At 69.8% G+C, this 26016-nt stretch carries 18 protein-coding genes and 1 tRNA gene; 14 read left to right on the top strand and 5 right to left on the bottom strand.

The genetic code is table 11. From position 1 onward, the window contains the following. Positions 1–85: 85 nt before the first annotated feature. The 8 genes from Pla133_RS10250 (at position 86) to Pla133_RS10285 (ending at position 11304) form a co-directional block, all read left to right on the top strand. Entirely contained in the window at positions 86–1624 is a 1539-nt protein-coding gene (locus tag Pla133_RS10250; protein WP_145064826.1) for a HEAT repeat domain-containing protein, read from the top strand. A gap of 273 nt (positions 1625–1897) precedes the next feature. Then, positions 1898–1974: transfer RNA gene (locus Pla133_RS10255), tRNA-Pro, on the top strand. 1432 nt (positions 1975–3406) lie between these two features. Then, the gene (gene rho / locus Pla133_RS10260) at positions 3407–4840 is read left to right on the top strand and encodes a transcription termination factor Rho (protein WP_419192336.1); all 1434 of its coding nucleotides are present in this window, start codon (positions 3407–3409) and stop codon (positions 4838–4840) included. 78 nt (positions 4841–4918) lie between these two features. Beyond that, complete coding sequence (locus tag Pla133_RS10265) at positions 4919–5860, top strand: ATP-binding cassette domain-containing protein (protein ID WP_145064830.1); 942 nt, start codon at positions 4919–4921, stop codon at positions 5858–5860. After that, a complete protein-coding gene (locus tag Pla133_RS10270) occupies positions 5857–6606 on the top strand; it encodes an ABC transporter permease (RefSeq protein WP_145064832.1) in 750 nt (249 codons plus the stop codon). The genes Pla133_RS10265 and Pla133_RS10270 overlap by 4 nt, the downstream gene beginning before the upstream one ends. Beyond that, positions 6603–8408, top strand: coding sequence for a GldG family protein (locus Pla133_RS10275; RefSeq protein ID WP_145064834.1), 1806 nt, complete (start codon positions 6603–6605; stop codon positions 8406–8408). Before Pla133_RS10270 ends, Pla133_RS10275 begins: the two co-directional genes overlap by 4 nt. Next, positions 8408–9463, top strand: coding sequence for a DUF4340 domain-containing protein (locus Pla133_RS10280; RefSeq protein WP_145064836.1), 1056 nt, complete (start codon positions 8408–8410; stop codon positions 9461–9463). Before Pla133_RS10275 ends, Pla133_RS10280 begins: the two co-directional genes overlap by 1 nt. Then, a complete protein-coding gene (locus tag Pla133_RS10285) occupies positions 9460–11304 on the top strand; it encodes a glycosyltransferase family 39 protein (RefSeq protein WP_145064838.1) in 1845 nt (614 codons plus the stop codon). The genes Pla133_RS10280 and Pla133_RS10285 overlap by 4 nt, the downstream gene beginning before the upstream one ends. 94 nt (positions 11305–11398) lie before the next feature. Here the strand turns inward: Pla133_RS10285 and Pla133_RS10290 are convergent, their stop codons facing one another. The 4 genes from Pla133_RS10290 to Pla133_RS10305 are packed head-to-tail and all read right to left on the bottom strand — an operon-like array spanning position 11399 to position 17109. Further along, positions 11399–12337, bottom strand: a complete 939-nt coding sequence (locus tag Pla133_RS10290; RefSeq protein ID WP_145064840.1) for a hypothetical protein — start codon at positions 12335–12337, stop codon at positions 11399–11401. Positions 12338–12377: 40 nt separating this feature from the next. After that, a complete protein-coding gene (locus Pla133_RS10295) occupies positions 12378–13040 on the bottom strand; it encodes an NUDIX hydrolase (RefSeq protein ID WP_145064842.1) in 663 nt (220 codons plus the stop codon). Further along, positions 13037–15895 (bottom strand): pyruvate dehydrogenase, encoded by a 2859-nt coding sequence (locus tag Pla133_RS10300; protein ID WP_145064844.1) that lies wholly within the window; start codon positions 15893–15895, stop codon positions 13037–13039. Before Pla133_RS10300 ends, Pla133_RS10295 begins: the two co-directional genes overlap by 4 nt. A gap of 59 nt (positions 15896–15954) precedes the next feature. Continuing rightward, positions 15955–17109, bottom strand: a complete 1155-nt coding sequence (locus Pla133_RS10305; RefSeq protein ID WP_419192337.1) for a glycosyltransferase — start codon at positions 17107–17109, stop codon at positions 15955–15957. A gap of 992 nt (positions 17110–18101) precedes the next feature. Here Pla133_RS10305 and guaB point away from each other — a divergent pair. From guaB to Pla133_RS26160, 5 genes are all read left to right on the top strand, one after another. Continuing rightward, a complete protein-coding gene (gene guaB, locus Pla133_RS10310) occupies positions 18102–19556 on the top strand; it encodes an IMP dehydrogenase (protein ID WP_145064848.1) in 1455 nt (484 codons plus the stop codon). Then, entirely contained in the window at positions 19556–21145 is a 1590-nt protein-coding gene (gene guaA, locus Pla133_RS10315) for a glutamine-hydrolyzing GMP synthase (protein WP_145064850.1), read from the top strand. The genes guaB and guaA overlap by 1 nt, the downstream gene beginning before the upstream one ends. 68 nt (positions 21146–21213) lie before the next feature. Beyond that, entirely contained in the window at positions 21214–21855 is a 642-nt protein-coding gene (locus Pla133_RS10320; protein WP_419192338.1) for a class I SAM-dependent methyltransferase, read from the top strand. A gap of 55 nt (positions 21856–21910) precedes the next feature. After that, positions 21911–22576, top strand: coding sequence for a hypothetical protein (locus Pla133_RS10325; protein WP_145064854.1), 666 nt, complete (start codon positions 21911–21913; stop codon positions 22574–22576). Positions 22577–23284: 708 nt separating this feature from the next. Next, positions 23285–23656, top strand: a complete 372-nt coding sequence (locus tag Pla133_RS26160; protein ID WP_419192442.1) for a ComF family protein — start codon at positions 23285–23287, stop codon at positions 23654–23656. Between the two features lie 117 nt (positions 23657–23773). Here Pla133_RS26160 and panD read toward each other — a convergent pair whose 3' ends face one another. Beyond that, a complete protein-coding gene (gene panD, locus Pla133_RS10335) occupies positions 23774–24145 on the bottom strand; it encodes an aspartate 1-decarboxylase (protein ID WP_145064858.1) in 372 nt (123 codons plus the stop codon). 550 nt (positions 24146–24695) lie between these two features. Between panD and Pla133_RS10340 the strand changes: the two genes are divergently transcribed. Further along, positions 24696–25940, top strand: coding sequence for an SH3 domain-containing protein (locus tag Pla133_RS10340; RefSeq protein ID WP_145064860.1), 1245 nt, complete (start codon positions 24696–24698; stop codon positions 25938–25940). The last annotated feature ends 76 nt before the right edge of the window (positions 25941–26016 follow it).

Genomic DNA, 26016 nt, shown 5'->3' on the forward strand with positions numbered 1-26016 from the left:
TGGGGCGCGGCCCCCTGGGGCCCGATTCCCGGCGATCGCGGTTCGAACGCGAAACCGGGACACCCTGGGGCGTTAGCCTGTGGGCATGAACTGGGGTCGAGTCCTGCTCGCGCCGCTCTTGATCTGCGTCGTGGCCCTGTCCGCGAACGCCGACGAGACCGTCAGCGACTTCAAGAAGCTGTTCAAGAAGTTCAAGGAGCGCTCGGAGCGCATCGAGGCGGTCCTGGCATTGACCGGGATCGACGAGCCCGATGTGGTCGGGGCTCTGGCGCCCGTCATCACCGACGACGATCCGGAGGTTGCCCGGGCGGCGATGGACATCCTCGCGGCCCTGCGCGACCCGGCGTCGGTCCAGGCGGTGGTCGGCGCCTTGGTCGGCGCCAAGAAGGCACCCGAGCAGATCGCCTGGCTGCGGGTGCTGACGGCCAGCGGCCAGGAGCCCGGCGAGGAGGGTCGCGAAGCCCTGTTCGACCTGGTCAAGGAGCGCGATTGGCAAGTCCGTTTCCGCGCCCTGCAGACCCTCACCGCGGTTGGCGGGGAGGGCGTGGTGGTGGCCCTCATCAAGGCCCGGGGCGACGACGAGTTGGCCGTGCGTTGCGCCGCCATCGATGGCTTGGCGGCCCTGAAGGCGCCCGAGACGGTGGACCAGGCCCTGGCGGCCCTCGCAGTCCCGGACTGGCAGGAACGAGCGAGTGCCGTGGCGGCCCTGGGCAAGGTGCGTGAGAAGCGCTCCGTCACGCCGCTCATCGAGCGCATGGCGCTCGAAGAGGGGCGGCTGCGCGCGGACATTGGCGCGACGCTCGAGGGCCTGACCGGGCGTGGGTTCGGCGCGCGCCTGGAGCTGTGGAAGAGCTGGTGGGGGGCCGTCGAGGCCCGCTTCGAGCTGCCTACGGTCGAAGAGCTCGCAGCCGCTGAAGAGGCTCGTGCCCGCGATTCGGCCCAGTACGCGCCGATCGAGGAAGTCAGCTACCACGGCGTCAGTACGCCCAGCCGTCGCATCCTGTTCGTCCTGGACGTGTCGGGTTCGATGGACAACTTGGTCACCGATAGAGAGCGCTTCAAGGCCGAGGACTACCGCTCCTGGTCGCGGATGGACGTGGTGCGACGCGAGCTGCAGCGGGCCGTCGAGGGCCTGGCGGACTACGTCGAGTTCAACGTGGTGGCCTTCGCCTCCGAGGTTGATCCTTGGCGCAGCAAGCCGGTCAAGGCCAACGTCCTGCAGAAGCGAGCGGCGATCGACTGGCTCGACGGGCTCGAGACGATCGGCGGCAACGAGGACCAAGACCTGGCGGCTGTCGGACTCACGGGTTCGGCCAACCTCGAGGCGGGCAAGACCAACTCACACCTGGCGATGATGTATGCCCTGGGCGTGATGGACGAGCGCGGCAGGCGCCTCAAGGCCGACGAGTACGCCCTCGAGGTCGACACCATCTTCTTCCTCTCCGACGGCGACCCGTCCGTGGGGGAGTTCGTGGACCCCGACGACATCCTGCGTGAAGTGCGCGAGGCCAACGAGCTGCGCAAGATCGTGATCCACACCTTCGCGTTGGGTCACTTCCGCAAGACCTTCATGGAGCGCCTGGCAGCGGAGAGCGGCGGAACCTTCGTGGACCTGGGCAAGTGATGGCGTGTCTCCGGGCTTGCCCCGGAGGCGCTCGGCGCTACGGCCCGCGTCCACGACCGAGCTCGGGCCGTTCGGTTCACGCCCGGATGCGGCTGTCGAGCAGTCTGGAGGGGCGAGGACGCTCGGGACTGGATCCCTGGGGGCGGGACCCCCGGAGCCGGGGCATCGAGTGACTATCTGCCCCCGCGGAACGACTATCTGCCCCCGCGGAACGATGGGAGGATCACCGGCCTTGACTGCGGCCCCTCCGCTGCTATTGTTCCGTGTCCCAATCGGGGTGTGGCTCAGCTTGGTAGAGCGCTGCGTTCGGGACGCAGAGGTCGGAGGTTCAAATCCTCTCACCCCGACCACGACACTTCCCGAGGCCCTGGCGGACCCTCCCTGGTTCGGACCACAAGGACCTCGAGCTGCCCGAGCGCGCCGGAATGCCGGTCTCGCGATGATGGGCGGACAGGCACGGGCGGGCAGGGCAGTCAGGCAAGGAGTCGAAGTCGGGCCAAGTGTTCGACCCGCGGCCGATGCCGCGGCATCCCTTGGGCTGCCTGAGCTGACGGACCCAGCCGAGTGATTCCGCTGACGGCCGCTCGAAACGGAGTCGAGTCGGACGGTCAGCTTCGCCCGGAAGTTGACTATTCTCGACGCGCGACGTGAACTCGAGCAGCGTGAACTCGAAGCCTGCAAGGCCTCTCGATGCCTGCACGCGGGGGGGCCACGGAGACTCCTCGAGGAGCCGGCCGAGTGGCCTGTTCATCGCGGCCCTTCCAGGGTCGTCTCCCACCGAACGCGATCGAGAAGCGGGTAGACCATCGCCCCGAGCGCCGGGCTCGCCCACCGGCGGCAAGTGCCGAGCGGGGACGTGACCAGAGAGTGGCTCGACGACGAGACCCTTCTGAACCCTTGAATCCGGCCCGCTGAGTCCGACCCGATGGTCGTCAGCGGCCCTCTGAGAAACACCGCTCGGGTTCACCCGGGCGAACTGACTGCGGCTGACCGGGTGACCTGCGGCGTTTGTGCCTGCAAGAGCGCCCGTCAGGGAGCCGCAACCGATCCGAACGCGGTTGGCCTCTCCCACGCCATTCGAGGGCTCCTTCGAGCCTCGATTGCGCTGAAGGGGACTCGCCGCCGCAGCCACGGACCCGAGCCGAGTCGCCCCTCGGGGCGTCATCAGAACGACTCAAACAAGAGACAAGCCCGTGCCTGGTGGTCGCCGATGCGACCTCACGGGCCGGAATTCGCGACCGATCTCATCGGTCGCTCGGGATGCCGCCGCGAGGGTGGCGTCGTGAACGGACCCCCAGCGTGACCTCAAGCAACAGCACTTCGGACTCCAACTCGGAGACCGTGCCCTTCGGGGCCCTCGAGCCGCCCAAGCCCGGCGCGAAGCCTCGGCGCAAGGCCGTCGGGAAGAAGAAGGCGACCCGCAAGCCCAAGGTGGCGGGTGGAGCCGCAGATTCACCGGCAGGGGGCGATGCTTCGCCGGCGAAGGCCGAACGGCCCGCGCGATCCAAATCCAAGTCGACACCGAAGGCGGTTGAGGAGGCGGCGGACAAGCCGGCTGCGAGGCCAGTCGCGAAGTCGGCCGAGGTGTCCTCGAGTGCGGACACAGCGAGCGAGGGCGGGGAAGGGCGCGACTATCGGCGACCCGATGCCCGTCGGGGGAGTGGACGTCGCGGCGGTCGCAATCGACGCTCGCGCGGGGGCGAAGGCGGCGAAGCAGGCGAGACCCATGACCAGGGTGCGCCCCGTGTCGCGAACGACGACGACCGGGGTGGTGAGGCCAGGTTGGCCGACGGCGATTCGAGTGGGGGCCCCGGCGGTCGCTCGCGGCGCCGTCGGCGCCGAAATCGGGGCGGTGGGCGCGGTGACGACGAACGCCCGAGCGGGGCGCAGCAGGGTGGCCAGGGCAAGGGGGCCCAGGGTCACCGCCAGGGACAGGGCCAAGGCGGCAAGCAGGCGTACGGCAAGCACAAGGGTGGCCCGAAGCATCACGGCTCGCAGAAGCCTCACACTGCCCACAAGCACGGCGGGCAGGACCACAAGCACGGCGGGCAGGATTCGTCCGCGCTGAAGCACGGCGGCCCCAAGCCTGGCCAGGCGATCGGCGAGTGCGAGGGCCTGTTGGTGACCGACAAGGGCAACCACGGGAAGTTGCGGCAGAAGAAGAACTACTACCTGCCCGACAACAAGACGGACGTGCACGTGGCCCCGCGCACGATCGAGAAGTACAAGCTGCGCGACGGCTGCCTCGTCAAGGGCAAGTACGGCGCGGGCTACGGCAAGCACCAGTTCGACCTCTACGAGGTGCTCGAGATCGACGGTCGCCCCCCGGCCGAGTCGATGACTCTGCGGCCCTTCAAGTCGCTGACGTCGATCGATCCGGACTTCCACTACGCGGTCGGTGACTTCACCAAGGACACCTGCATGCGCGTGATGGACATGATCTGTCCCGTCGGGCGTGGATCCCGGGGTCTGATCGTTGCGCCGCCGCGTAGCGGCAAGACGACCTTGATGCGGAAGTTCGCCAAGGCCATCGAGGACTTCTACCCGGACGTGCACCTGATCGTGCTCCTGGTCGACGAGCGCCCCGAGGAGGCCACGGAGTGGAGTCGCTCCACCAAGGGCGAGGTCTACGTCAGCACCAACGACGAGCTGCCCAAGCGGCACGTGGAGCTGTGTGAGGTGGTCTGGAAACGCTGTCAGCGGCTGGTGGAGCTGGGCGAGGACGTGATCCTGCTGCTCGACTCGATCACTCGCATGGCGCGGGCCTACAACAACGTCCAGGGCAACAGCGGCAAGACCATGTCGGGTGGTCTCGACAGCCGCGCGATGGAACGTCCCAAGCAGTTCTTCGGTTCGGCCCGCAACACCGAGACCGCCGGCAGCCTCACGATCCTGGGCACGACCCTGATCGAGACCGGCAGCCAGATGGACCGGGTCATCTTCGAGGAGTTCAAGGGCACCGGCAACATGGAGCTGGTGCTCTCGCGCAAGCTCGCCGACCGGCGCATCTATCCGGCCATCGACATCGAGCGCTCGGGCACCCGCAAGGAAGAGAAGCTCCACTCGGCGGTCCGGCTGCGGCGGATCACGACCCTGCGCAGGGTCCTGGCGCGGATGAACTTCATCGAGGCCATGGAGCTCTTGGTGACCAAGCTCGACGACATCGAGCGCAACGACGACTTCCTGGCGCGCTTCGACGTCGACCCGGAAGCGTGACCTGGTCTCGATCGCGCGGATTCCGAACCGCAACCTTCCCCGCGAGCCCCTCTAGATCTCCCGACTGCTGAACGGTCGATGATCCGCGTATCCGGACTGACGAAGAGCTATGGCGCCCACCGGGCCCTCGCTGGTGTCGATTTCGAAATCGAGGCCGGTGAGGTCGTGGGCTTCTTGGGGCCCAACGGCGCCGGCAAGTCGACCACGATGCGGATCCTGACCGGGGTCCTGCGGCCGGACGAGGGACAGGTGAACGTCGCCGGTCGCGATGTCCTGCGCGAGCCCCTCCAGGCCCGGCGTCAGGTCGGCTACCTGCCCGAGCACACGCCCCTGTACCGGCGCATGCGGGTGGGGGACTACCTCGAGTTCGTCGGCCAGGTTCACGGCCTGGCGCGGCGCGAGCGGCGTGCGGCCATCGCCCGGGTTCACGGACAGTGCAGCCTGGAGGGCACCCTCCGCCGGCGTATCGACGAGCTCTCCAAGGGCTATCGCCAGCGCGTCGGTCTGGCCCAGGCGCTGCTCTCCGACCCGGCGGTGTTGGTGCTCGACGAGCCCACGAGCGGACTCGACCCCAATGAAGTGGCGCGCCTGCGGGCGCTGATCGCGGAGTTGGGGCAGACCAAGACTGTGCTGCTCTCTACCCACGTGCTGCCCGAGGTCGAGGAGGTTTGCAGCCGGGTGCTGATCCTGGCTGGGGGGCGCTTGGTGGCCGACGACAGCCTCGAGGCGATCGGTGCGTCCCAGTCCCAGAGCCTGCAGGTGGTGCTACGCGCACCTGCCGGTGCGGCGCACGAACTCCTGGCTGGCGTGGTTGGCGTTGCCAGAGTCGGTGTGCCCCGAGACGTCGTCGACGCCTGTGTGGCCTTCGAACTGGCGATCGACGGTGACTCGCGCACCTCCGAGCGCGTTTCGGCCGCCATTGCGTCGAAGGGCTGGGCCCTGGTGGAGCTGACCCGCCGCACCGAGACCCTGGCCTCAGTCTTCCAACGCTCGACCGCGCGGGTGGTGGACCAGCGATGACGCCGATCCTCGCCGTAGCCCGCCGCGAGCTCGCCGCGGCCCTCGAATCACCGACCGCCTGGATCGCCACCGCGGCGTTCGTGGCGGCGCTGCACGGACTCTTCTTCGTGGTCGGATATCCCATCGGCCAGCTGCAACTGCCGCCCTTCTGGGCCGGCGGCACGGCGAGCCTCGCAGTGGCCTTTGCCTGGATCCCCCCGCTGCTCGTGGGCCTGGCGCCCGCCCTGGCCATGAGCGCCTGGGCCGAGGAGCGCCGCAGCGGCACCGAGGAGCTGCTCTTGGCCTGGCCGATCCGCTCGGGCGAGGCGGTGATCGCCAAGTTCCTGGCCGGCTGGGCCCTCTTGGCGCTCTTGATCGTGGTCGCCATCGCGCCCCTGGCCCTGGTGGTCGCGAGCCTCGGCGACCTCGATTGGGGCGCGACGCTGACCGGGATCGCCGGCGCGATCGTCCTGGGTGGCGCGTGCCTCTCGATCGGACACCTGGTTTCGGCCCTCGCTCGCGAGCAGCTCGAGGCCTTCTTGATCGGCTCCCTGACCTTGGGCGCCCTGTGGGCCCTGGGCCTGGCGATCGGCAACCTTCCGGCGCCCGCCGCCGCCCTGGCCCACCTGTTCAGCCCGGCCGCGCACTACCTCGACGGCGCCGCGGTGGGCCTGCTCGACCTGCGCGACGGGGTCTACTTCGCGCTGCTCACAGCGGCCGCCCTGCGCGTGACCTACCTGGCGGTGGAAGGGCGGCGATCGCGATGAGCCTCGGCGCGAACAAGGCACCCACGCCCCGTTGGCTGCGCGGCCAGGCGCTGATCGGCGCCGTGCTGGCCCTGGCCCTGTTCATCGTCGGAGCCCGCCTGGCCGAGCGTCACCTGCGCCTGCGCGCGGATCTGTCCGAGGACGGGATGCTCAGCTTCTCGCCGGCGACCGACTTGATCCTCGGGCGCCTCGAGGACGTGGCCCAGCTCGAGATGTTCGTCACGGCCGAGATCGAGAACGGCGCGGGGCAACTGGCGCGCACGCGGCTGATGGAGCAGTTGTCCGAGCTCGAGGAGCGCTCCGGCGGCCAGCTCCAGGTGATCCTGCGCGACCCGGCCAGCTCCAGCCAGGCGAGGCTCGAGGCCCTCGACTACGGCATCCCCTACGAGAACATCGCCCGCGGCGGCAGCGGTGTGCTGATCGCCCAGGAGGTCTTCATGGGCGGGGTGCTGCGCTATCGCGGCGGCGAACGGGTCCTGCCGCGGCTGTACCCCGACGCCTTGGAGTACGTCCTGCTCTCGAGCCTGCACGCACTGATGCAGCCCCGGCCCATGCGGGTCGGCTGGTATGTGGGGGGCGACGACCCCCAGGACTTCTCGGTGGCCCGCGACCTGCTCGCGCGGCGCGTGGAGATCATGCCGGTGGGCGGCCTGGCGGAGGGTCGGCCCGTGCCCGATGTCGACGTGCTGATCCTCGTGCGCCCGGTGGACCTGCACCCGCGCGCGGCCTTCGAGGTCGACCAATTCGTCCAGCGCGGCGGCGCCCTGTTGGCGTTGGTCGATCGCAGCGCCGGCAACATCGCAGAGCGCAGGTTCGAGGCGATCGACTCGGGACTGGAGGACGTCCTCGAGTCCTGGGGCGTGTTCGTCAGCCGCGCGCACCTTTGGGACCAGCTCGGCCACCGCGCCATGCAGATTGGCGAGGTCAACCCGAACACGGGCGAGGTCGTGAACTACGTTCGCGTGCCCAATCCCATGTGGATCAACATCCTGCCCGAGGGGCTGGATAGCTCGCACCCGAGCACCGCGCGGTTGCCGGGCTTGGCGCTGACCTGGGCCCATCCGATCGAGCCGGGCGAAGCACCGCCGGGGGCCGAGCGGATCGAGCTGGCGCACACCTCCGATCGCACCTTCCTGGTCCCGCTCGAGCCCGAGATGGAGCTCGACAACGACAGCATTCGCCTGCGGGACACGAACTTCCTCGCCGCGGGCGGCGAGGCCAGCTACCCCGTGATCGTGGCGCTGACCGGCCCCCTGCCCTCGGCCTTCGCGGACCTGGGCCGACCCCCGGCCCGGGACGCCTTCACGGGCGAGGATCGCGTGGGCGAAGCGGGCACTGGCGCAAACGCCGCACCGGTGCTCTCAGGCGAGGGCGACTCGCGCGTGGTGGTGGTCGGGGACGCGGACTTCCTGGCTGCCCGCGGGCGAGACCTGCGCGTGGATCCCGTGTCGCAGCTCTTCCTCGAGAACATCGTCGACTGGCTCGGGGCCGCGCCAGAGCTCCTGGCGCTGCGCTCGAAGCTCCCGCGCGATCGCTCGATCACCGACTTCGTGGCCGAGGAGTTCCGCGCGGCGGGCCTCTCGAGTGTCCGCGGCAACGTCGGGCGTTCCGAAGCGCAGGGACCCAACGCCAACGAGAGCTCGGCCATCGAGCGGGCCGACAGGCGGCGCCGCCTGCACGTCGGCGCGACGGTAGGCGGCTCGGCCGCGGCCGCCCTCGTGCTCGCCCTCGCGGCCGCCCTGCGTCGGCGCCTGCGCTTGACCGCACTCGGTCGGACCGTCGGCGAAGGGGGCGGAGCCTGATGCTCAGCCGAGCCAACTTGCTGGCCCTCGTGGCCCTGGTCGCCCTGGTGGCCCTGGACCTCGCGACCCGCCCGGTCCCGGCGACTCGCGCGATCGGTGAGCGCCTGTTCCCCGACCTGAGTCTCGAGACTGCCCAAGCCATCACCGTCGGCAACGACGCGGGCGAGTCCTTGCGAATCGAGCGTCGCGAGGGCAGTTGGGTGCTTCCCGCTTGGGACGGCTTTCCCGCCGACACCTGGCTGGTGGAAGAACTCATCGCCGCGCTCGAGCAGCAGACCGACGCGACCCTGGTGGCCCGCACGCCGAGTGAGCCCGAGGTCTTCGGCCTCGGCGCGGCCGCTGGACCGCGTGTCGTCGTCGACGACATCGGCGGGCGACACCTGGCGAGCTACCTGCAGGGCAGCGACCTGCCTCGGGGCCCGGGGGCGTCCACCGGCATGCACCTGACCCGCGAGGGCGAGCAGGCGGTGTACCGCGCGCCCCTGGTCCCGCGAGTCTCGACCTCCGCCGAGTCGTGGATGCGTACGCGGACCATCGACGTCCCCACGGCCGCGGTCCTGGCCCTGCGCCTGCGCTTTGCCGGCCAGCGGCAGCTCGAGTTCCGGCGCGGCCCCGAGGGCCGCTGGTCGACGGAGGTCGGCGAAGCCCCGCAGGTCCCCTTGGATCGGCTGCTGTCGGGTATTGGGAGCCTGTTCCATTCAGGCCTGGCCGAGGTCGACGACCTGTCGACGGCCGGCCTCGCGCCACCCCTGCTCGAGATCGCTGCGGTGATCGCGGGCGAGGGAGGGAGCGAGACCGAGCGTTCGATCGCCATTGGCGGCGACCGCGCAGACGGCGGCAGCTACGCCACTTCGCCCCAGTGGCCCGAGCCCTGGATCGTCGTGATCTCCGCGCCGATGCTCGGCGATTTGTTGGAGGCGATCGAGGGTGTCGTGGCCCGCGCGACCTTCCCGGAGGGTCCCGAGAGTGGCGGCGGCGCGGTGGGTCCCGCGGCGCCGGGCGCCAACGAAGGCAGCACCGTGGAAGGCCGCAACATCGAAGGTAGCGACGGATGAGCGGCTGGTCGTCCACAGGTGTCGGCCGGCTGGCGGGTCTGTTCCTGCTGCTGGTCCTACCACTGAGTCTGCGCTGGCTGCCGATCGGCCACGGCCTGCCCCAGAACCACGTGCCGGACACCCACGTGGTGCGCTGCGCCCTGGGCATGGCCAAGGACAAGGACCCGTTTCCGCCGGTGGGTCGCTACTCGACCTATCCGTACCTGCTGCCCTACACCCTGCTGCCGGTCTACGCGGCCCAGTACGCGGTGGGGCGCGCGACCGGTGAGTGGAGCGGCTCCGGCGAGTTCGCGAACCGCGTGTTGGAGCATCCCGAGGACGTGCATTTGACAGCACGCTTGGTGCTCGCCGCGCTCAGTGCCCTGGCTCCCTGGCTGGTCTACCGCGGCGCGCGCGTCGCCGGTCTGCGAAGCGGCGCCTGGATCGCCGCCTGGCTGGTGGCCACAGGTCTCCTGCATCTGCACTTCTCCGTTCAGGAGCGACCCTGGGGGCCGATGATGTCGTTCTTGGCCCTGTCGATCTGGCCCGCGGCGCGCTACGTACGCGGCGGCGCCCTGCGCGACCTGCTGCTGTGCGGCGCGGCCGGGGGACTCGCGGTCGCCACTCACCAGGCCGGCCTGCCGCTGTTGTTGGTGGCGGGCATCGCATGGTTCGCGGGTCCCCACGGCTTCACGGGCGGCGCGAGCCTGCGCCGGCGACTGGGGCACGGTCTCGTCGCGGTGGGTGCCTTCGCCTTGGTCGGGCTACTCCTCGGCTATCCGTACCGTCTAGTGCACGGAGCGACCGATGCGGGGCAGGTGGCCGGGATCGCCGAGGCCGGCGAGTCGGCCGAGTCGAGCGGAGGCGTCGACCTGACCCTCGGCGGCCAGGGCATCGCCTTCGACATCCGCTGGGAGTCCCTGGAGCACCTCTCGAGAGCTCTGGTGGGCTACGACCCGGTGCTAGTGCTGCTGGGGGTCGCGGGCATCGCGCTCTCGGTTCGTCGTCGGGTCCTCTGGCCCGCCGTGGGCATGGGCCTGTTCTGGTTCGCCTTCTTCGGGACCAATCAGAACGACCACGTGCGCTACATGCTGCCCATGTCGGTGCTGCTCGCCTACCCGGCCGGGCTGGCCGGCGAGCGCCTGGTGCGCAGCGGCAACACCGGGCGTGCTCTGCTGCTCCTGCTCTTGGCGGTGCCGTTGATCCAGGCCCTGCGCCTGGTCCACGTCCTGCGCCAGGAGGACACCCGCACCTTGGCCCTCGCGCCCCTCGGCGACCTGCCGGCGGGAACCGTGGTCGCCATCGATCGCTACGGACCGCAGGTTCCCATGAATCGCGCCAGCCTCGAGCTGCTGGCTGGCCTGCGTCCACTCGGGAGCCGTGAGGCACACAGGTTGGAGCTGCTCGAGGCCAGCGCCGAGTACGACGTCGACCTCGATTCCATCGGCGGCCCCGGGATCGGCGTGGTGCCGGTGGGTGACCTGTTCGAATTCGACGAGCGCCATCGGGGCTCGCGCGTGGCCCAGGCCGCGATGGGCCTGGGCGATGGGTTCGACGAGGTCCTGCGGGGTCTGGGCGTGACCCACGTGTTGCTGGTGGACCGCGATCCGACAGACGACGTGCCCTCGCTGCTGGTGGATGAGGGCTCAGCCCTTCTCATCGAGCGGGGTCAGGGCCGCGGGGAGCTCGCTCCCAAGTTGAGTCCACTGTCCACAGGCCGGTCGCTGTGGACCATCGATCCGGCGCTCGGGGCATCCGGTGGCGAAGCACGCCTGCCGACCGAGCTCGATTTCGCGGCCACGGCCATCTGGCGCGTCGAGCGCCCCGGTCCGCGTCTCGAGCTGCGAGCCCTCGGCGGCTGAGCGTGCAACCCCGGCTCGCAGACCTCAGAGTCCGCCGCGCTCAGAGTCGATCGCGGGCGGCGACGCTGCGGCGTGTTCGCGGTCGCAGCGCGATTCAGTGGATCGCGCGCGTCTGCCAGTCCGGGAACAGCTCGTCGATCGAGCGCTGCTCGACCTGATCGCGCCCCGGCGGCCGCGGCTCGACGCTGGTGCCGACCAGCGTGATGCCCGCGAAGCCCGCCACGGTCTCGCTGGGGTGGTCCAGGCTGGATTCGAAGTGGCAGTCCTGGAAGTGCAGGGTGAAGCTGGTACGCAACTTCGCGGAGCTGAAGTAGGTGTCCCGGAAGGTGCAGCGATCAAAGCGCGCCATGAGCGCGCCGGAGAGCACCGAGAAGATGGCGCCCGAGCCGGGGGCAGGTCCGAAGCCGCCGAGGAACTCGGTGTCGCTGACCCGCAACATGCCGCAGGGCATGTGAAACACGGCCGCCTCCTCGGCTTCGTGATCGAAGCCGACGACCCGCGCGTCGGCGATGGTCATGGTCCCGCAGCCGTGGCTGTAGCTGAACAGGTCGTGGCCCTCGGTGTCGATCGTGCAGTCGCGCAGGGTCAGGCGTTCGATGGCAGCGTTGGCGCGCAGGTCAGAGAGCAGCAGCAGGGTCTCGTCCTTGCCGGCACCCTGCACGGTGAGGTCGGCCGCGGGCCGGTCGGGGGTCGCCAGGAGCGCCGAGAGGTCGACCCGGAACACGCCCGGGCCAAAGGTCAGCGTCGCTCCGTCCACGACCGCGCCGAGCAGGTCGGCGCCGAGGGTCATGTCCTGGAGCTCGGGTCCCACGTGCACGGGAGTGAAGAACTCATCGAAGCGGTTCGCGTCCTCGACGAGTTCGTTCTGGGGGCCACGCGGCTTCTCGATCATCCAGGACAACAGACTCTGGGCGTCGCCCGCGGGGCGTTTCGCGTCCGGGTCGAAGGCCAGGTAGACGCCGGTCGCGACCACCGCGACGCCGATCGCGATCGAAAGCGGCTTGGGGCCAGCCTTGGTCGGTTTGCGCTTCATGCTTCGGGGCTCGGTGGTCGGTGGCGTGGGGATGTCGCGCTCAACGGTCCAGGTGCGCGAGGGCGTAGAAGAGGGTCAGGGCGGTGAAACCGTCGGCGAAGACGCCCGCGTACAGGCGTCGCTCGACTTCGGCGCGCTCGAAACGGCGCAGGACCAGTCGCTCGGCGGCGTCGAGTTGTAGGTCGCCAACCTGGCGACAGCCGAGGGCCAAGAACGCGTGGGCGTAGTGGGCGCTGATCCCGTTGGTCGGGAAGAAGCCCGGCAGGCGCACCATCTCGCGGGCCTCGCAGCCGGCCTCCTCGCGCAACTCGCGGGCGGCGGCCAGGGCCGGGTCCTCGCCGCCGTGGATACGGCCGGCGGGGATTTCCCAGTGGCTGCGGCCGCTGGGGTAGCGGTACTGCCAGACCATCAGGAACGAACCGTCCTCGAGCACCGGCAGCACCGCCACGGCGTTGGTCACCTCGAAGACGTGGTAGTCCTGCTCGTGACCATTCGGGAGGCGGATGAAGTCCTGGCGCAGGCCGCACCAGGGCGAGTCGTAGACCCGTCGGGAGTCGGTGCGCTCGAAGGGCGGGAAGGCCGGCGGGTCGTCCGATTGACCGCGGTGGGGTTGGGGCTCGGCGCTGGTCCAATCGCCGTCGCCCACGAGGTCGGCGACCTCCTGGGTGCGGCGTCGCCGAGCCTCGTCGCCTGCTGCGCTCAACTGTCGCCCTGACCGGCGGGCCACAACTCGCGCCAGTGGGGGCGCGGACCCCCGCTCTCTCCATTGGCCAGGCGAGCGCGCAGGGACTCGGAGACGACGATGTTCTCGAGGGCCGTCTCGGCCAGCACGCGCCCGCAGGCGTCGAACAACGCGTCGGCGTCGAGGTGCTGGTAGGTGTACACCTGGTCGGGGCGACCGCACTTGCTGAAGCGGCGCACCGCACAGGTCACCTGGCGCACACCGACGATCGAACCCAAGTTGTCGAGCAGTCCGGCCTCGCCGTCGCACACGGCCACGATCGGCACGCGCCGACCGGCGAGCCCGATCAACTCGGCCTCGGCCACGACCTCGGCGGTGGACAGGTGCAGGTCGCCGTCGATGCCGAGCTCCACGCGCAGGTGACGGTAGTCCTCTTGGTCAGCCAGGATCCCGCACAGGAGGTCGGGCGAGGTGACCACGATCACGTTGGCGTAGATACCGCGCTCGAGCAGCCTGCGGCTGGCTTCCACGGCCTCGGTGGTGACCGATCCCATGCTGAACAACTGCACCACGTTGTCACCGGGCTCGTAGCCGGCGTAGCCGCGCCAGTCGATCAAGTAGTAGGCGCCGGCCAGGCAGGCACGGCGGACCGACTCGAGGATCTCGCTGTCGGGCTTGGCCTGCAGACTGGCCTCGTCGGTGCCCTGGTCCAGGAGCTCGGAGTCCGACGGCGTCAGGGTGACGCCGGCAGGGAGCTGGGCCTTGTGATTCGCGTGGCGGCGCAGGTGCTCGAGCATCTCGCTCTGCTTCAGCGCCCGCGTGACCCCGCGGATCAGCACGCCCGAGCGCCCCTCGTTGCGCTCCTCGATCTGCCTCGCGATGGCGTCCGACAGGATCCAATCGACCTCGACCGCGTAGAACGGCTCCCAGGCGATCAGGTTCGGCATCTGGATGTCGGACTTCCAGGAGTGCTGGGCACCCTCGGGCGAAAGGGTCACGCCGCTGGGCGTGCCGATGATCACGAACTCCGCACCCCAGTAGAGGTTGTAGTAGAGCTGGTCGAGGGCGCGCTTGAGGAAGAAGTCGTAGACCGTCATGACCGGCATCAGCGGCACGCCGGTCAGCTTGCCCATCATTCCGAACGACCCCGCGGCGCTCATCGCGTTGGCTTCCGCGATCTCGAAGCGCACGTGGCGTGTGAAAGCCTGTGCACGGGTGGCCAGTTCGGGGTGGCGGGCCTTGAACTCGTTGTCGTGCGAGTCAGCGTTGCCCGAGTCGTCTCCATCGGCGACCTCTCCACCGGGGCCGTAGATGCGCGAGTTCATCGTCGGCGCGATGTTCGTGCTCGTGCCCACGTCGGGGGAGAGGGTCATGAACAGCTCGGCAGCGGGCTGCCAGCGGGCCTCGAACTCGGTCAGCTCCTTCTCCGCGGACGCCGCGCCGCCCAGGGGCGCCCCGCCCTGGCCGTGGGTGCCGATGCGGATCAGCTTGGCGGCCAACTGACCCCACATCTGCTGGGTGTGGACCATGGGGAACATCGACAGGTCGATGGCCAGGGTCTCCGGGGTGCCGCCGGCGTCGTCGGCGCGCTGGCGATAGCCGTCGCGCTGGCGACGGGCGCGATCGGTGCGGTCTTCGATCCCGTCGCGGAAGCGCTCCTGGCGCTCGGCCAGGAAGGCGGCCTCGTCGCTGCCCTCGTCGAAGTGGGCGAAGGGGTCGTCCCACGACAGGCCGTTGCGCTCGAGGATCTCGGTCACCTCCTGCTTCGAAGGCAGGCTCGAGTGGTTGGCCGGATCGGCGAAGCACTCCAGACCCCAGCCCTTGATCGTGTGCGCGATGATCAGGTACGGCACTTCGGGCTCGGTGCGCGATTGCTCCAGAGCCTCGATCACGACCTCCATGTCGTGAGCACCCACGTCGCCGATCGCGCGCAGCACCTCCTCGTCACTCAGACTCTCGAGCAGCTTGCCGGCCTCCGCCGACTTCGCGCCGATCATCGAGCGCGTCTGCGCGGCGTCGCGGCGGAACAGCAGCAGCTGGAACTCGTAATCGGTCAGGTCGTGCTCGATCACGCGGCGCAACTCGCCACCGCCCTCGAGCTCGAAGAGCTCCTGACGGTAGCGCCCGTGTCGCAGTTGGATCACTTTCCAACCGTTGGCCAGGGCGGTGCGCTCGATGCGGTCGCAGTCCTTGAGGTCCGTGCCGCCCTCGTTGGTGATGCGCGTGCCGTCGAGGCTCTGGCGGTTGTAGTCGATGATCCAGGTCACGTTCCCCAGCTCGCGCTCGGCCGCTTCGGGCATGGCCTCGAGCAGCGAGCCCTCGCGGAACTCCGAGTCGCCCATGAGCGACCAGAAGTGGGCGTGCTTGGGGACTTCGTGGCCGTGGTCCGCGGCGAAGCGGTGGGCCAGGGCCAAGTAGATCGAGTTGACCGGCGGGATCCCGACCGTGCCCGAGGGCAGGAAGTGGAAGGAGTCAGGGTCGGTCTTGGCGTGGTAGCTCTGGAACACGTCCGACTGCCCGGCTTCCGCGAACTTGCGCAGGCGCTCCATGGCCGCCTTGCCGTCCTCGTCCGTGAGCCAGGTCCCGTCCTGACGGCGGAAGAGCCGCAGCAGGTTGTGGTAGGCGTGGTCGATCGGCGAGGCGTGGGGCTTGCAGGCCACGAAGTCGTCGACCTCACGCACCACCAGGTGCAGGGCGCCGAGCAGGTGGAAGCAACTGGCGCAGGCCGCCGGATGCCCGCCGACCTTGGGATCACCCGGCTGCTTGTCCTTGCGATTGTTCGCGATGTGGATCATCGCGATCATCTGCGCGAAGGCTCGATCGGCGATCCGGTTGAGGACGTCGAGGTCCACGCGTTCGAGGGACTGGGTGGTCATGGGCTGGGGGCGTCTTGGGGCGGCGATCCCGGGAGTCGGCGAGCCTTGGGTCGAACCGCCTACCTTAAGCCGGCTGCGGCCGCCTTCACAGGCCCCAGGGCCGCTCCATAGAGCTCGGAGTAACGTTTCAGCATGCCCGCGAGGGAGTAGCGCTCTTCGACCCGCGCCCGATTCTCCGCCCCCTGGGCCCGGCGCATTTGCGGCGACCCGAGGAGGGTCGCGGCGGCCGCGGCCAAGCGCTCGACCGCGTCGGGCGCCGTGGGTGCGACGATGCGCTCCTGCGAGCCGGGGGGCAGGATCGCGCGCACGTCGCCCACGTCCGAGGCGATCGCAGGCAGGGAGCTCGCCATGGCTTCGACCAGGGCTAGGGGCATCTGCTCGGTGTCCGAGGTCAGGGCGAAGAGGTCGAACAGCGAGTAGTAGGGCCGCGGGTCGCGAACCAGCCCGACGAAGTGGCAGCGATCGCCACCGGGGCCACGGCGGGCGCGGGTCTCGAGGACCTCGCGCTCGACGCCGTCGCCGACGAGGACCAGGTGCGCTCCCAACTCGGGCGGAAGGCTCGCGAAGACCTCGACCAAGCGCCCGAAGTTCTTCTCGGGCCGCAGTCCGCCGACCGACCCCAGGACCGGCGCATCGCGCCCGATGCCGAGTTCGCGTCGCAATGCCGGATTGCCGTCGGCGGGGTGGTAGTTGGGCAGGTCGACACCGTTGGGCACCAGCTGGACCCGACGGCGCGGGAAGCGCCAGTTCTCGAGGGCCACTTGCTCCAAGCGGCGCGAGGGCACGATCAAGGCGCTGGCACTCGAGAGCACGATGCGGCGCCAGATCGAGCGGCGTCTGAGCGGTCTGGCGAGCTCCTCGCGACCGAATCCATCCTCGTGGTGCACGTGGGGCAGCCCACCCGCGAGTTGCCCGGCAATGGCTGCGTCGGTCGAGCCCCAGTTGTAGGTGCAGAGCAGGTCGGGCCGACGCGCGCGGAGCAGACTCACGAGGGCTCGCGCCGTAGCGACGGTACCCGCGCGCGTGGGCGGCTCGATGAACTCGACTTCGCGCTCGGCGGGCAGGAACTGTCGCGCATCCGTACACCCATCGAGGGGCAGGATCGCGTGCCGCAGTCGAGCGTCGAGACCCCCGATCACGCGCGCCGTGCGGAGTTGGGCTCCACCGGTCTCGAAGCTCGGGAAGACGTGCAGCGCCAGGGGGCCGGGGGCCATGGCGCGGACCATAGCCGGCGAGGCCGGGGCTGACGAGCACCACCCCCTGGGGAGGGGGGCGCCGGGGAGCGGGGAGGGTCTGCCAGTCCCTCTCCCGACCCTCGATTTCCGAATCAGGAGACTGCCGGAGCAGGTCGAGCACCCCATCGGAAGGGGCCCTGAGGGCCACTGGAGGCCGAAAATCCCCCGGATCCTCCCAAGATCGACGCAACCTGCGCGGGAAACCGGAGTCGACTCCAGCCCGGGAGGCGCGACTCACGATACCCTTTCTATCTCCTCCTTCTTCTGGGGCCCGGGCAAGGCACTTCGGTGGCTTGTTCGGGCCCTTTTTAGTGGCCAGGGGGTGGTGGCGAGCTTCGGTCGGCGCGGGGGCGATCGGTCCTTCTCGAGGGACTGCGCCGAAATCCGGGCCGAGACCCGGCGGGCCGCCTTCCCGAGGCTCATGGTTCGAATCCCGAGGCCCCGGCGAACTTGTCCATGCCTCTCGCCGGCTGCGCGCGATGCAGCTCGTTGCCGGATTCAGTATCCGGTGGGGAACAGGAGCTGCGGCCGGTCCGCTTGCCCGTCGGACGGTCGCAGGCCGAGCCCTGGCCGGGGGCTCTCGCCGCTCCGCGGAGGATGGTTGGGCTCGCCCGGTACCGACATCGAGCGGGGGGCCGGCCGCAGGCCGCCGTTTGGACGTGCTGGGCGTGGATCCCCGCGACCGCTGGGGGCTAGACTCCCGGGCTTCATCCGACGGCGACGCGCCGTCCACGGCCCCTGCCGATCTCTCCCCGCCTCGCAGTCCACGGACCCGTGGACCAGGGCGCCCGGTCGGCGCTCCACAGCGGAGCCAGGGGGCCCGCGGCGGTCCGCGCCGCCGGCACGCCCACAGGACCCGCTGCCCGCGCCAGACGGCCGCCTCCCGCTCCGACCGTCGCGGCAGCCCCCTTCGCCCGTCCGTCCGTCCCACTGCTCCCGGTCCAGCCCCAGACCGGGTTCGGCCGCCGCCCATGGTCCTCGAGTTCCCCGAAGGTCTCACCTTCGACGACGTCCTCCTCGTCCCGCGTCATTCCGACGTCCTGCCCACGGACGTGGATGTGCGCACGCGCTTTTCGCGCAACGTTTCGTTGGCTATCCCGATCTCGTCGGCGGCCATGGATACGGTCACCGAATGGCGATTGGCGGTGGCCCTGGCGCGCGAAGGAGGCTTGGGTGTGATCCACCGGAACCTCCCGATCGAGCGTCAGATCCGCGAAGTCGACAAGGTCAAGCGGTCGGCCAACGGGATCATCGAAGACCCCGTCACCCTGGCCGAGAACGCCACCATGGCCGAGGCCCGCAAGGCCATGGCCACCTTCAACATCTCGGGCCTGCCGGTGGTTGACACCGAACGGCGCGTGATCGGCATCCTGACCAGTCGCGACTGCCGTTTCGAGACCTCGGACGACACGCCGGTGCGCGAGGTGATGACCCACGAGAACCTGGTCACCGCGCCCCCCGGCACGTCCCTCGACGAGGCCCGGGACATGCTCTTCCGGCACAAGGTCGAGAAGCTGATCATCGTCGACGGTGAGGGTCGCCTGAACGGCCTGATCACCATGAAGGACGTCGACATGCTCGAGGCCTTCCCCAGCAGCGCGACCGACGCCCGCGGGCGACTGATCGTCGGCGCGGCCATCGGTCCGCGCGATCAGGAGCGCGCCGAGGGCCTGGTGGAGGCCGGGGTCGACGTGCTGGTGGTGGACACGGCCCACGGTCATTCCAGCAACGTGCTCGAGAGCGTGCGTTGGCTGAAGTCGAAGTTCTCGGTCGACGTGGTCGCCGGCAACGTCGCGACCGGCGAGGCGGCGGTGGCCCTGGTCGAGGCCGGGGCGGACGGCGTCAAGGTCGGCATCGGACCCGGCTCGATCTGCACCACGCGGGTGGTCGCGGGCGTCGGCGTTCCACAGCTCTCGGCGATCCTGGACGTGCGTGCGGCTATCGGCGAGTCCGACGTGCCGATCATCGCCGACGGCGGCATTCGCTTCTCGGGTGACGCTGGCAAGGCCCTGGCCGCGGGCGCGTCCTGCATCATGCTCGGGAGTCTGTTCGCGGGCACCGAGGAGAGCCCGGGCGAGCAGATCCTCTACAAGGGCCGCACCTTCAAGACCGTGCGCGGCATGGGATCACTCGGAGCCATGGTGGAGGGATCGAAGGAGCGCTACCGCCAGGGCAACGTGACCGACACCCAGAAACTGGTGCCCGAGGGCATCGAGGGCATGGTGCCTTACAAGGGCCACCTGTCCGCCTTCGTCTACCAGATGGTGGGCGGTATCCGCGCTGGAATGGGCTATTCCGGGGCGGCGACGATCCCCTCCTTCTGGGATCGCGCGCGCTTCACCCGTGTGACGGCCGCCGGCATGCGGGAGAGCCATCCGCACGACGTGACGATCACCAAGGAATCACCGAACTACCACCACGAGTGATGCCCGAAACGAAGAGTATCGAGACCGCGTCTGCGGTCCCGGCGACCGCTCCCGATGGGATTCTGGTCGTCGACCTGGGCGCGCAGTACGCCCAACTGATCGCGCGCCGCGTGCGCGAGGCCAACGTGTGGAGCGAGATCGCGCCGCCGTCCCTGGCGCTCGAGACTGCCGCGCGCATGAACCTGAAGGGCATCGTGCTCTCGGGTGGTCCGGCCTCGGTCTACGCCTCCGACGCTCCGCAGATCCCTACCGAGTTGCTCGAGCTCGGCGTCCCCGTGCTCGGCATCTGCTACGGGATGCAGTGGATGACGCAGACCCTGGGCGGTGAGGTCCTGCCGGCCAACGCGCGCGAGTTCGGTCGCACGTCCATCGCCGTGGCCGAGCCCGAGGCCCTGTTCCGCGGTCTCGACGGTCATACCGTCGTTTGGATGAGTCACGGGGACCAGGTCGCCGAGTTGCCCGAGGGCTTCCGAACCTATGCCACGAGCGAGAACTGCCCGTTCGCTGCGGTCGGGGATCCGGAGCGCGGGTTCTTCGGGATCCAGTTCCACCCCGAGGTGACGCACACGGTCCGCGGCCGCGAAGTGATCGACAACTTCATCCATGCGGTCTGCGGTGCCAAGGACGACTGGTCGCCCGACAGCATCGTCGATGCGCAGGTGGCGCGGGTGCGCGAGCAGGTCGGCGAGCACGGTGAAGTCGTGCTGGGCCTCTCCGGTGGCGTGGACAGCTCGGTGGCGGCGGTGATCCTGCACAAGGCCATCGGCGACCGGTTGCACTGCATCTTCGTGGACAACGGACTGCTGCGGAAGGGCGAGCGACAGGTCGTCGAGACGCTCTTCGGCGAGCACTTCCAGATGGACCTGACGGTCGTCGACGCCGGGGCCAAGTTCCTCGCCGAGCTGGCCGGGGTCACCGACCCCGAGCGCAAGCGCAAGATCATCGGCCACGAGTTCGTCGAGGTCTTCCGCGAGGAAGCCAAGCGCTTCAAGCAGGCGAACTTCCTCGGCCAGGGCACGCTCTACCCCGACGTGATCGAGTCGATCGCCGCTCACGGGGGCTCGACCGACGTGATCAAGAGCCACCACAACGTCGGCGGCCTGCCTGACGACCTCGAGATGGAGCTGATCGAGCCCCTGCGGGAGCTGTTCAAGGACGAGGTGCGGGCCATCGGTCGGCAGCTCGGCCTGGCCAGCGTCGTGGTGGACCGGCAGCCCTTTCCGGGACCCGGGCTCGCGGTGCGGATCGTGGGGGAAATCACCCCGGAGAACGTGCGTCTGCTCCAGGAGGCCGACGCGATCGTGACCTCCGAGATCGAGGCCGTGGGCGCCGACGAGGGCCTGTGGCAGTACTTCGCCGTGCTCCTGCCGGTCAAGTCGGTGGGCGTGATGGGCGACGCCCGGACCTACGAGAGCTGCTGCGCCTTGCGAGTGGTCCAGTCCGAGGATGCGATGACGGCCGACTGGGCCTACCTGCCCCAGGAACTGCTGCAGCGCATCTCGAACCGCATCATCAACGAAGTGCGCGGGATCAACCGAGTCGTGCTCGACATCAGTTCGAAGCCGCCGGCGACGATCGAGTGGGAGTGACCGAGTGGGAGTGATCGCGAGGGGGTAGATCCGGCTGTTGGGCCAGGAGGTCGAGGACGATGGACAGGGTGACGACGAACACCGTCGAGTACTGGGATCGCGTCGCGGAGTCCTCGCGCTTCTCCCATCCCCTCGACGCGAGCGCCCTGAGCGCTGCGGTACCCCGCAGCGCGCGGTTGGTGGACCTGGGCTGTGGCTACGGTCGTCTGCTGGGGGAGCTGATCGACCTCGGCTACCGCGATGTGGTCGGGGTCGATCAGTCCGCGGCCATGCTGGACCGCGCCCGGGCGCAGCATCCCGCGGCCCAGCTGATCGAGGCGCCCCTGGACCGCTTGCCCCTGGCCGACTCCAGCGTCGATGGGGTGCTGCTCTATGCGGTGTTGACCTGTATTCCGGCCGATGACCTGCAGCTCGCAGTGATGGCCGAGATCGAGCGCGTGCTGGTGCCCGGCGGGCACTTGTTCCTCTCGGACCTGCCGCTCCAGACGGATCGGCGCAATCGGGCGCGCTACCGGCGCGACGCCGACCACTGCGGTCAGTTCGGCGTGTTCGATTCGGGCGACGGGACTCGCTTTCGCCACCACGAGGAGAGTTGGCTCGATCGACTGACGGCCAACTTCGAGGGGCGCGGATCGCGATCGGTTCACACCCGGACCATGCGGGGGAACCCGATCCTGGTGGTCCAACGCCACCTTCGGCTGGTGCCTTGATCGCCTCGGGGCGGCGCCGCTTGCGCGTCGTCCTTCGTGCGCCTACCTTGCCGCGATGGTCGACCTCGCCAGCCTGCCCGCCTTCGCGAGCCCACCCGTCGTCGAGGGTGGCTGGTCGGAGGTCGATTGGACGGCGCTGGGCCTGACCCTCTCGATCGCCGGCAGCTTCCTGCTCGCCAACGCCATCCTGCTGCGTCACCCGCGCGACCTGGTGGCCGAGCACTTCGGCCAGACCCGCCAACGGCTGGGGTCGATCCGCGGCTACGTGTTCCACCGCGTCCAGGTCGCCCTCGGCTTCGGGTTGCTCCTGGCCGGGTTCGGACTGCAGTTGGTGGGGCGCTACACCCCGGGGTCCGAGGGCGCGGTGGGTGCGGCGGTCGTCGGCGACGGCTCCGGTGAGTTCCCGATCGGTTGGGTCGGCTTGCTGGTGGTCGGTGTCGGGTTGTTGCAGCTCGGGGGGTGGTGGGTGTCCCAGCGGCTCTTCCGTCGCTACGTCCGCGACTACCTGGTCGAGCGCGAGTCCGATATCGAGACCGACTCGAAGCTGGCGCGTGAGGTGGGCGAGCTGTTCGGGCTGGAGATGCTGCCTGAAGACACGGTGCAGAGCTACGTGGCACGCCTGCGACAGCGGCTGAACCTGCCGCGTCGCGAGGCCCACAGCGCTGGCGGGCGCCGAGCAGCCACCGCGCGGACGGTCGCGGCTGCCGACGACTTCAGTTGAGCTGACCGCGCGGATTTTGCTCACAGGGATGTAACCGGCGCGCGTCCCACTCGTTCGTGGGGTGTGGGGACCTTGACCGCCATTCGAAGGCGCGGCGCGGAGCTCGGGCGGCAAACGCTGCGAGAGTTCGTGGACGTGCTCTACCCGCCACGCTGCCTGGTGTGTGGCAGGGCGACTGGGGGAAGGTCGAAGGGAGCGTTGGGGCCTGAGCTGAGCGGTGCAGGGGGAGGGCGCAGGGGGCGCGGCTTTGCCCTTGCGGGCGGTTTCGATCTGGACGGTTTCGATCAGGGTGATGTCTGCGCGGATCACCGGCTTCCGGATCCTCGGGGTTGGTCGAGCTGTGGACGCTGCGCGGCCGGACTGCCGCGCGCGGTGCCGGACGGCGAGTTGTGTTCGCCTTGCCGGCGGGGGGAGCGCTACCCCGCGCCCGTCGTGGCCCTGGGTGACTATTCGGACGAGGTGCTGCGCGAGTGGGTCCTGGGGCTCAAGCACGGTCGTAGACCTGACCTGGCCCGTCCGCTGGGGCTGCGCCTCGCGCGAGAGTTGAGCTACAGGAGGCGGCCGGAGATCGGGAGCGGTGCGGGCCTCGGCGCGGACCCGAACCGACAGGCAGGGCGTGGGCTCACCTCCCGGGCCGACGAACCGACGCCGAGCGTTGGCATCCTGTCGACCGGATACAGATGGCAGTCGGCCACTGGATCCGCAGTCGTGGTACCGATTCCGCTCCACCCCTTGCGACGGTTGGAGCGCGGCTACGACCAGGCGCGTCTTCTGGCGGATGGCGTCGCGGAAGGGCTGGGCCTCGAGTTCGCCGAACTCTTGCGTCGAACCCGGGCGACACCGCCGCAGGGATCACCGGGTGTAGCCAGTCGCGCCGCAAACACCAGGGGCGCCTTCGCCGGGCGGCGCGGAATCCCACCCTGGAGTGGAGCCGGCCGCTGGAGGGGTGCGGACGCGATCCTCATCGACGACGTCATGACCAGCGGCTCGACCCTACGGGAGGCGTCGCGAGCCCTACGTCGGATGGGGCTGCGGCCCGTGGTCCTCGCTGTCGTGGCCAGGGCAGGTCGACGTCGATGAGCGCGCAACTGGGGCTCTCGTCACTGTCGCCCCGGCATCTCGCCCGGCGCGCTCAGGTTCGTTCCCCTGCTCTCGACCCCATCCGCTCGGCGAGAGTCCCCGCCGGCGTGCGCTGGCTCAGAACGTCGGGACCGTGCGCGGCTTCTCGACCAGGTGCCGCACGAAGCGGTTGTCGCCGTCGACCAAGATGCAGCGGGGCTCGGAAGGCCGCTCGGCCAGGTTGTAAGTCATCAGAATGACCTCGTCGCCGGCCTTGACCAAATGGGCGGCGGCGCCGTTGATGCCGATCACGCCCGAGCCGCGCTCGCCCCGAATGGCGTAGGTCACCAGACGGGCGCCGTTGGTGTTGTCGACGATGTGGATCTGCTCGAACTCCTGGATATCGGCCAGCTCCATCAGCTCTTCGTCAATGGTGACGGAGCCGACGTAGTCGAGGTTGGCCTCGGTCACCCGGGCCTTGTGGATCTTGGAGTGCAGGTAGGTACGCATGGGATTCGCCCTGGAGGAGGAATAGGGCGACTCGAGGGCGAAGTGTAGCCCCTGTCCCCGAAGGGTCCATCGCCCGCCGCCGGAGCTGGGGCGATCGTCTCCGCCGTGGCGAGCAGGTCGGGGCCGCCGAGGGTGGGGGGCGGGCCAGAGGAAGGGCATCGGGGGGCCTCGCGACTCGGTCCGGCGAGGGGCCTCGGGCCGACCGCGCCCTGGGGCTGGATTGGGGGCGGAGCGCCTCGCGATGGCGTGTAGCATTGCCGCCCGACCAGTCCTCCCGGACCCACTCGCCATGCGCCAAGACCGACCCCTCGACCGCCTTCTCGTTCACTCTTCGCCCGCCTTGCTCCGCGCTACTGGGATCCGCGCAGCTGGGATCGGGGACGACGGCTCCTCCCGCTGCTTCCGCGCGAATCGCCCCGTCGACGGGGCGCGCGCGGCCAGGTGGGCCGGGCTGGCACTGATGGCGGGTCTGGGTCTGGTGACGTCCGCAAGTGCGTCAACCTCCGGTCCCGCCGGGGGCTCGTCGTCCTCGATCGCCGCAATTGGCTCCGTGTCCTTCAAGCAGGGGGCCTCCCAGGGGGGCTCGTCCACGACCGAAGGCGCCGAGTCTGAAACGGTGCGGCCGATCTTGCGCTACGTCCGCGCCCGCGAGGGCGGGGCCACGGCGCGCAACATCTACGACGTGAAGGGCGTACCGGTCATGGAAGTCTCCGGAGGGGGGCTCCTGTCGGTCTACGACGAGCGCGGTGGCTGGCTCAAGGTGGACATCCCCGGGGGCTTTCCCGCCTGGGTCTTCGGACGCTATCTACGGGCCACCTCGACTCCCGACGTCTTCGAGGTTACCGAGAACCAGATCCTGATGCGGCCCACGCCCGGCACTGGCGGCTATCCGCTCTCCGAGCGCTTGCAGGCTGGTGATCGGGTGACGGGGATCGAGACCGAGTCCGGTGCGAGCCTGAACGGAATCGACCTCTCGCGCACGTGGGTCAAGATCTGGAGCCCGCCGGGCGCCTGCGTCTGGGTCCAAGAATCGCGCACCGAGTCGCTCGGAGCCGACGAGGACGGCGCCGCCATGTGGCGCGCCGCAGAGGCCGCTCTGCTCGAGGCCGCGATTGCCCGCGGCGACACGAGCGCCCCGGTAGGGGCTCCGGCCTCCACTGCCGCATCGGGTGCCGATCCCCGTGCGACCGTGGCCGAGGGCGCGGCCCCCGTCGAGCCGCGGCCGTCCGTACGGGATGCGTCGCTAGCCGATCCGGATCGAGCCCGTGAGGCTCTCGCCGGTGCCCGTCGCTTGCTGTCGACCGAGCGCGAGAAGCCGGTCCCCGATTGGGGGGCCGTGCGACAGGCCCTGGAGGGCGTCTTGGCCCTTGGTCCCGATCCGGTGACCGAGACCGCCACTCGCAACGAGTTGGAGAAGGTCGATCTCCTGGCCGAGGTCGCGCGCCTCGACGGGCAGTTGGCCATGCGCGACCAACAGCAGCGCGAAGCCCTTCTGCGTCGCCAAGAGGATGTCTGGAGTCAGATCGAGGCCAACCATCCCTTCTACGGTCGATTCGAGCAGCGCGGGGTGTTGGAGCGGTTCCGTGCCGCGTCCGGCGATGTGAGCTACCGGGTCGTGCGCGCGGGTCAGATCCAAGCCGAGCTCGTCTCCCGGGCCGGTCGCTACGACCTCGACCTGTTCGTGGGCGCCGAGGTCGGCGTGCGCGGCGAGGGGCTGGGCAACGCCCGTCATGCCCCGGGCGTCGCCCAGGTCGACGCCACGCGGATCGAGGTCCTCGCAGCGCCCCGACGCTGATCGACGCCGCGACGCTGAGTCGCTCAGTCCGACGCGGGACGGCCAGCTCGCCGGTCGCGCCGACCTGACGAGCACC

The organism is Engelhardtia mirabilis (assembly GCF_007748095.1).
Lineage (GTDB): Bacteria > Planctomycetota > UBA1135 > UBA1135.

What these genes read in the sequence shown, in the direction of transcription:
- Pla133_RS10250 (WP_145064826.1), top strand. Translation starts at nt 86, where the DNA reads ATGAACTGGGGTCGAGTCCTGCTCGCGCCGCTCTTGATCTGCGTCGTG.
- Pla133_RS10265 (WP_145064830.1), top strand. Translation starts at nt 4,919, where the DNA reads ATGATCCGCGTATCCGGACTGACGAAGAGCTATGGCGCCCACCGGGCC.
- Pla133_RS10325 (WP_145064854.1), top strand. Translation starts at nt 21,911, where the DNA reads ATGGTCGACCTCGCCAGCCTGCCCGCCTTCGCGAGCCCACCCGTCGTC.
- Pla133_RS10300 (WP_145064844.1), bottom strand. Translation starts at nt 15,895, where the DNA reads ATGACCACCCAGTCCCTCGAACGCGTGGACCTCGACGTCCTCAACCGG.
- panD (WP_145064858.1), bottom strand. Translation starts at nt 24,145, where the DNA reads ATGCGTACCTACCTGCACTCCAAGATCCACAAGGCCCGGGTGACCGAG.
- Pla133_RS10270 (WP_145064832.1), top strand. Translation starts at nt 5,857, where the DNA reads ATGACGCCGATCCTCGCCGTAGCCCGCCGCGAGCTCGCCGCGGCCCTC.
- Pla133_RS10280 (WP_145064836.1), top strand. Translation starts at nt 8,408, where the DNA reads ATGCTCAGCCGAGCCAACTTGCTGGCCCTCGTGGCCCTGGTCGCCCTG.
- guaA (WP_145064850.1), top strand. Translation starts at nt 19,556, where the DNA reads ATGCCCGAAACGAAGAGTATCGAGACCGCGTCTGCGGTCCCGGCGACC.
- Pla133_RS10290 (WP_145064840.1), bottom strand. Translation starts at nt 12,337, where the DNA reads ATGAAGCGCAAACCGACCAAGGCTGGCCCCAAGCCGCTTTCGATCGCG.
- Pla133_RS10275 (WP_145064834.1), top strand. Translation starts at nt 6,603, where the DNA reads ATGAGCCTCGGCGCGAACAAGGCACCCACGCCCCGTTGGCTGCGCGGC.
- Pla133_RS10285 (WP_145064838.1), top strand. Translation starts at nt 9,460, where the DNA reads ATGAGCGGCTGGTCGTCCACAGGTGTCGGCCGGCTGGCGGGTCTGTTC.
- guaB (WP_145064848.1), top strand. Translation starts at nt 18,102, where the DNA reads ATGGTCCTCGAGTTCCCCGAAGGTCTCACCTTCGACGACGTCCTCCTC.
- Pla133_RS10305 (WP_419192337.1), bottom strand. Translation starts at nt 17,109, where the DNA reads ATGGCCCCCGGCCCCCTGGCGCTGCACGTCTTCCCGAGCTTCGAGACC.